Genomic DNA, 5,824 nt, shown 5'->3' on the forward strand with positions numbered 1-5,824 from the left:
TCTTGCATCGTGGGTGGGTGGGGGGTTTGTGTGGGCTGGGGTGTTGGGTTGTTTGCTATGTGGAGGTGCATTGCCGGTCGGGCCTGTCGAGACCCGGTTCTCGACAGGCCCGACCGACGGGTGGGGAGCGTCAGTGGTCGGTACGACGCCGGCGCGCGACGCCGACGGCGACGCCGCCCGCGGCCACGAGCGCGGCGGCCGCGGCGACCAGCCCGGCGACGCCGGCGCCCGTCTGCGGCAGGAAGCCCGACGCGGGCGGGGCGGCCGCGGGCGGGGCGCCGTCCGCGGGCACCGCGGCGGGGACGGTCGTGCCGGGGGTCGGCTCGCCGGGCTCGTCGGGCGGCACGGTGCCGGGCGGGTTGGTCGCGCAGTTCGGCGACGACGGCGGGTAGGCGGCGGTCATGGTGAGCTCGGGGTTCACCTCGAGCTTCACGTCCACGGACGGGCGCACCCAGTCGAACTCGTCGCCCTCCACCCAGACGCCGTTCTCGAGGCGCCAGCCGGGCCAGTCGAGCGGCGCGCCCGACGCGTCCACGACGGCGCCCGGCCACAGGACCCGGCCGCTCATCGGGAGGTCGGCCTGCACGACGTCGTCGCCGCCCGGGTTGAGCCACGTGATGGTCACGGTGGTGTTCTCGGTGCCCGTGGCGGTGACGGCGTAGCGGAGGTAGGGCACGTCGCCGTCGCACTCGGGCTGGAAGATCTGTGCGGTGAGCGTCGGGACCTCGGGCGGCGGGTAGTCCGTGCTGCTGGGGCTGCTGTTCGGGCTGGGCACCGTGTCGGCGAGCGCCGGCGCGGCGGCGGCGACCGCGATAGCGCCGCTCAGGACCAGGCCGACGGCGGCGCCGGCGGCGGTGCGTGCGTGGGCCATCTCGACTCCTCGGGGGCGGTGCTCTCCGTGCTGCCCGGCGGCTGCCCGGGGCCCTCACGCTAGCCGCGCGGGCGTTCCGCGGACCCCGTCTCACCCGGGTGAAACCGCAGGCAGCGGGGCATCTTCACCCGCAGGTCGGGGCCTCGACGTCGAGCAGCCCGCCGGTCGTCGTCGTCGGGGTCGACCAGACCTCCAGCCGGCCGTCCGGCGTGCCGCCCGCGTCGCCCGTCGCGGTGCCGGGGGCCGCCGGCACGACCAGCCGCAGCGTGGTGCTCTCGCCCGGGGCGAGGACGACCGTGACCGTCTGGGTGGGACGTCCGTGCGTGGTGCGGGCCTCGCCGCCGACGGCGGTCCCGTCGCGCTCGACGCGCGGCGCCTCGGCGTCGCGCGGCCCCGCGACCGTCACGGCGAGGCTGAGGGTGCCCGGCGGACGCGCTCGCCCGGGCAGCCCGGCGACGTACCAGGGCAGCGACGTGGCCGCGTCGGCGGGGGCCGTCGACGCGAGGGTCAGCTCGAGCGTGTCCACCCGCCCGCCCGCCGTGCACGTGCCGTCGACGACGTGCAGCGACGACTCGAGGTAGGCGGACATCTTCCCGGCCACGTGGTCGCCGAGGAACACACCGACGGCGTCCGCGGCGCGCGGGTCGGCGGCGTACGAGCCGGCGATCAGCGTGCCCTCGAGCCGGGCCTCCTCGGCGGGGTCCGCCGACCAGACGCGTACCCGGTGCTCCCCGGCGGCGCGCTGCAGGCCGGTGAGCAGCGCGCCCGGGGAGACGTCCTCGGACGTCGCGCGGGCGAGGACCGCGGCAGCGGCGTCGGCGAAGAACCGGTCGGCCGTCTCGGGGTCCAGCACGTCGTAGACGCGCCGCAGCAGCACGTCGACGGCGTTCTCGGCCGTCAGCTCCACGGAGTCGCGGCCCAGGGCCTCCGCCACCGGGCGGGACACGGGCACCCGCACGGGGCCGGTCTCCGTGAGGAGGTGGGAGAGCGCGACGGGGTCGGTGGCGAGGACGCCGTCGACCTGTTCGCCCTGCGCCCGCGCCCACATCTCGGCGGCCAGCGTGGCCGACGTCGGGAAGTCCGGGGTGGCGGTCACGTCCTGCACGAACGTGCCGAGCCGGCCCGTGTAGGCGTCCTCGTCGTCCGCGGACAGGGGGAGCACGGGGGAGCGGAACGGGCCGACCTCGGAGGAGCCCACCTGCCGCACCACCTCGACGCGCCCGTCGTCGACCCGCACCAGGATGAGCGCCCCCGGGATCCCGCCGCCCGGCCGCAGCTCCGCGCTGTTCATGCCCAGGACGAGATAGGTGCGCGGACCGTCCGCGCCGAGCATCGCCGGGGCGAGCGCGGCCGCGCGGTCGCCGGTCGCGACGGCGCCGGCGAGCTCGTCGACCCGGTCGCGCAGCGACGTGACCGGGTCGACGAGCTGCGGCAGCAGGGCCGCCGGGTCGACGGCGTCGAGCCGGGCGCTCGACGCGTCGATCGAGGCCCGCGCCGTGACCATCCCCGGGGCGGCCGACCGCAGGGGGGCGAGGTCGAGCCCGCCGTCCGCGGTGCGGCCCGTGGCGGCCACGGCGTCGGCCAGGTCGGCCAGGGCGGGCAGCACGTCGTCGGTCACGTCGTCGAGCACGACGGCGACGTCGACGGCCGCCCCCGCCGACGGGCCGACCACGGGGAGGCGTGCGGCGAGCCACCACAGCGGGCCGTCGGTCGCCTCGCGCGCGATCGTGGTCTGCGCGCGCAGCTCCGCCAGGGCCGGTGAGGAGGCGAGCGTCGCGGGGGAGGCGCCGTCCGCCTCGGACCGGGCGCCGGCGCGCAGCTCCTCCGCCACCGCGGGCACCTGCGCGGCGGCCCGGGTGAGGGCGCCGCGCGCGGCGAGCGCGTCGCGGACCAGCAGCACCGCGCACACGGCGACGACGAGCAGGGCGACGACGGCGCCGAGCAGCACCCAGCGCACGGCGCGCCGTCGGCGCGGCGCCGGCGCCGCGGGCTCCGTGCTGGCGGGCGCCGCGCCCGTGTCGACGGTCATCCCCGCACCGTAGGTCCGCGCGGCGCGGTCGGAGGGATGAATCTGCGGGTGATGTCGGCGCGCGCGGGTGCAAGACCGCGGGGTGCGGCGACACAGTCGCGTCGAGGGGTGGCGCGCGCCCTCGCGCGCCCAGGACCGCAGGAGGCCCGGTGGACCCGGACGAGACGGCGCGTGTCGACGACGACACGGCGTGGTTCGACGACCTCTTCGCCGCGCACGCGGGGGCGGTGCACCGCTACCTCGTGCGGCGCCTCCCCGCGGGCGGGGCGGAGGCGGAGGACCTGGCCGCCGACGTCCTCGCCACTGCCTGGCGTCGTCGGGCGGACGTGCCGCGCGGGGCGGAGCTGCCGTGGCTCTACCGGACGGCCGGCTTCGTCCTGGCCAACCACCGCCGCAAGGCCCGGCCGACGCCGGTCGCCGTGGTGCCGGAGGTGCCCGACGACGTCGACCCCGCCGCGCTCGCCGTCGACGACGACCGCGTGCGCGCGGTCCTCGCGCGCCTCTCGCCGCGCGACCGGCAGGTGCTCCTCCTCGTCGCGTGGGACGGCGTCGGCGGCGACGGGCTGGCGCAGGTGCTGGGAGTCTCGCGCGGGGGAGCCGACGCCGCGCTGTCGCGCGCGCGGGCGCGGCTGCGCGCCGCCTGGGACGCCGAGGCGGCGGCCGACGACGGCACGGGTGAGGACGACGCAGCGGGCGAGGGCGACGCCGCGGCGCAAGCGGGCGCGCGGTGACGACACAGACGGGGTGCGAGACGCCCGCCGGGCCGGCGGGCCGCGGGGCCGGGAGGACATCATGAGCCGGGACGAGGGCCAGGACGAGGTGCGCGGTGACGCGACCCAGGGGAAGCCCGCCACTCCGGCAGGGCCGCGCGACGACCGCGACGACCGCGCCGACGAGGCGTTCGCCCGCCTGCGGGCGGCCGACCCGGCCGCGGGGGCGGGGGCGGTCGGTGCGGGGCTGCGGGCGAAGGTCGACGCCCGGCTGGCCGGTGACGGCGACGCTTCCGCCGCCGACAGGCCCGGGGACGACCTGACCGGTGGCAAGGAGGGCGACGAGCTCGCCGCGCGCCGCGGGCGGCGCCGCACGCCGTGGCTGGCCGCCGCGGGCGTCGTGGTGCTCGCGGCGGTGGGCGTGGGCGGGTACGCCCTCGGCGGCGCTGCCGCGCCCGGCGCGTCCGCGTCCGCTGACGCCCCGGTCGTGCTGAACGGCGGCGGCCGGGCCGCCGGTGCGGCCGGGGACGACGCCGCAGCCGGCGGCGCGGAGATGGGCGCCGCCGAGGACAGCGCGGGCGCGAGCGACGCCGCCGGGTCGGCGGACACCGCCTCCACCATGCCGAGCTGGGCCACCTCCGGCCGGGCCGTCTTCCACGCGGACGGGCTGTCCACCGAGGGCGGGACGGCCTCGGCGTTCGCGTTCGACGCGACCGGCGTGGCTACCCGCGAGGGGGCCGCGCGGCTCGCGCAGACGCTCGGGGTCGAGGGGGAGCCGCGGTGGGACCACGGCTGGACCGTGGGGCCCCAGGACGGCAGCGGCTCGCACGTCTGGCTGTCCGCCGACGGCAGCGCGACGTTCGGCTACAACGACCCCGGCGCCGACCCGTGGCAGTGCGAGGACGTCGCCGCGCGCAGCGACGGAGGGGACGACGAGGAGGGCACCGAGCCCGCCTGCGACGAGCCGGCGACGTCGTCCGTCGGCGACCGGGAGGCGCGCGACGCGCTCACCGACGTCATGCGGAGCCTCGGCGTGGACCCCGACACGTTCGAGATCGAGGTGGGCGAGAAGACCGACGGCGACCCCAGCCGCTGGGTCACCGCCTCCCAGGTGGTCGACGGCAGCCGGACCGGCGCCCAGTGGAGCGCCACCGTCGGGGAGGAGGGCGTCGCCTGGCTCGACGGGTTCCTCGCCACCACCGAGGACCTCGGCGAGTACCCCGTGATCAGCCCGGCCGAGGCGGTGCAGCGCTTCGGCGACCCGCGGTTCTCCGGCGCGGCCTGGCCGGTCGTGTACGCCGACGAGGAGAAGATGTGGACTGCGTCCGAGGAGGACGGGACCGAGCCGACCGCGCCCCCCGCGCCGCCCGCCGCCGGCGACCCGGTGGACTGGCCGGTCTCCGACGTCGAGATCACCGACGCACGGCTCGGCCTGGCGCAGCAGACGCAGGACGACGGCTCGGTCGTGCTCGTCCCGGCGTACGAGCTGTCCGACGCCGACGGCAACGCGTGGTCCGTCGTCGCCGTCGTGGACGACGCGATGGACTTCTCGGCCCCGCGGTGAGGCCCGTGGCGGACGCCCTCGCCCGGACGTGACCGCCACCACGCGGGCGCTCCCTGACGCGAGGTGCGGGTGCGGGTTACGGTCGTCGTGACCTGTCCCGGAGCACGAAGGAGAACTCCTATGTCCACCCGTACCGCACGCACCGCCTGGAACGGCGACATCCAGAAGGGCTCCGGCCGGGTCGAGCTCGCCAGCTCCGGCGTCGGGGCGTTCGACGTCTCGTTCCCGCGCCGGACGGCGGACGCCGCGGAGGGTGTCACCAGCCCGGAGGAGCTCATCGCCGCCGCGCACTCGTCGTGCTTCGCGATGGCGTTCTCGCTCGAGGTCGCGAACGCGGGCGGCACGCCCGGCAAGACCGACGTGACCGCCGACGTCACCCTGACCCCGGCCGCCGGCGGCGGCCTCGAGATCTCGAAGATCAACCTCACCGTGGTGGGCTCGGCCGCCGGCATCGACGCCGACGCCTACCGCGCCGCCGCCGAGGCCGCGAAGGCCGGCTGCCCGGTCTCGAAGGCGCTCGCGGGCGTCGGCGAGATCACGCTGGACGTGACCTTCGAGGGCTGACCCCCCCGCCGAGATAGAGAAGCTGGACCCGCGAGATAGAGAGGGGGACCGGGCCACCACACCAGTGGTCCGGTCCCCCTCTCTAT

Annotated in this window: 5 protein-coding genes; 3 read left to right on the plus strand and 2 right to left on the minus strand. The window is 77.7% G+C overall.

Features of this window, described 5'->3' with window-relative positions:
• Positions 1–130: 130 nt before the first annotated feature.
• Positions 131–871, minus strand: coding sequence for an LPXTG cell wall anchor domain-containing protein (locus tag ACFCZN_RS18110; protein WP_430557661.1), 741 nt, complete (start codon positions 869–871; stop codon positions 131–133).
• Between the two features lie 124 nt (positions 872–995).
• Positions 996–2,900 (minus strand): DUF4012 domain-containing protein, encoded by a 1,905-nt coding sequence (locus tag ACFCZN_RS18115; RefSeq protein ID WP_430557662.1) that lies wholly within the window; start codon positions 2,898–2,900, stop codon positions 996–998.
• A 149-nt stretch (positions 2,901–3,049) separates the two neighbouring features.
• Between ACFCZN_RS18115 and ACFCZN_RS18120 the strand changes: the two genes are divergently transcribed.
• The 3 genes from ACFCZN_RS18120 (at position 3,050) to ACFCZN_RS18130 (ending at position 5,738) form a co-directional block, all read left to right on the plus strand.
• Positions 3,050–3,631, plus strand: a complete 582-nt coding sequence (locus tag ACFCZN_RS18120; RefSeq protein WP_429766721.1) for an RNA polymerase sigma factor — start codon at positions 3,050–3,052, stop codon at positions 3,629–3,631.
• Between the two features lie 61 nt (positions 3,632–3,692).
• Positions 3,693–5,174, plus strand: coding sequence for a hypothetical protein (locus ACFCZN_RS18125; RefSeq protein WP_430557663.1), 1,482 nt, complete (start codon positions 3,693–3,695; stop codon positions 5,172–5,174).
• 120 nt (positions 5,175–5,294) lie between these two features.
• Entirely contained in the window at positions 5,295–5,738 is a 444-nt protein-coding gene (locus tag ACFCZN_RS18130; protein ID WP_429766724.1) for an OsmC family peroxiredoxin, read from the plus strand.
• Positions 5,739–5,824: the final 86 nt, after the last annotated feature.

Source organism: Isoptericola sp. NPDC056134 (assembly GCF_042264825.1).
Classification (GTDB): Bacteria; Actinomycetota; Actinomycetes; order Actinomycetales; family Cellulomonadaceae; genus Isoptericola; species Isoptericola nanjingensis.

What these genes read in the sequence shown, in the direction of transcription:
- ACFCZN_RS18110 (WP_430557661.1), bottom strand. Translation starts at nt 871, where the DNA reads ATGGCCCACGCACGCACCGCCGCCGGCGCCGCCGTCGGCCTGGTCCTG.
- ACFCZN_RS18130 (WP_429766724.1), top strand. Translation starts at nt 5,295, where the DNA reads ATGTCCACCCGTACCGCACGCACCGCCTGGAACGGCGACATCCAGAAG.
- ACFCZN_RS18125 (WP_430557663.1), top strand. Translation starts at nt 3,693, where the DNA reads ATGAGCCGGGACGAGGGCCAGGACGAGGTGCGCGGTGACGCGACCCAG.
- ACFCZN_RS18115 (WP_430557662.1), bottom strand. Translation starts at nt 2,900, where the DNA reads ATGACCGTCGACACGGGCGCGGCGCCCGCCAGCACGGAGCCCGCGGCG.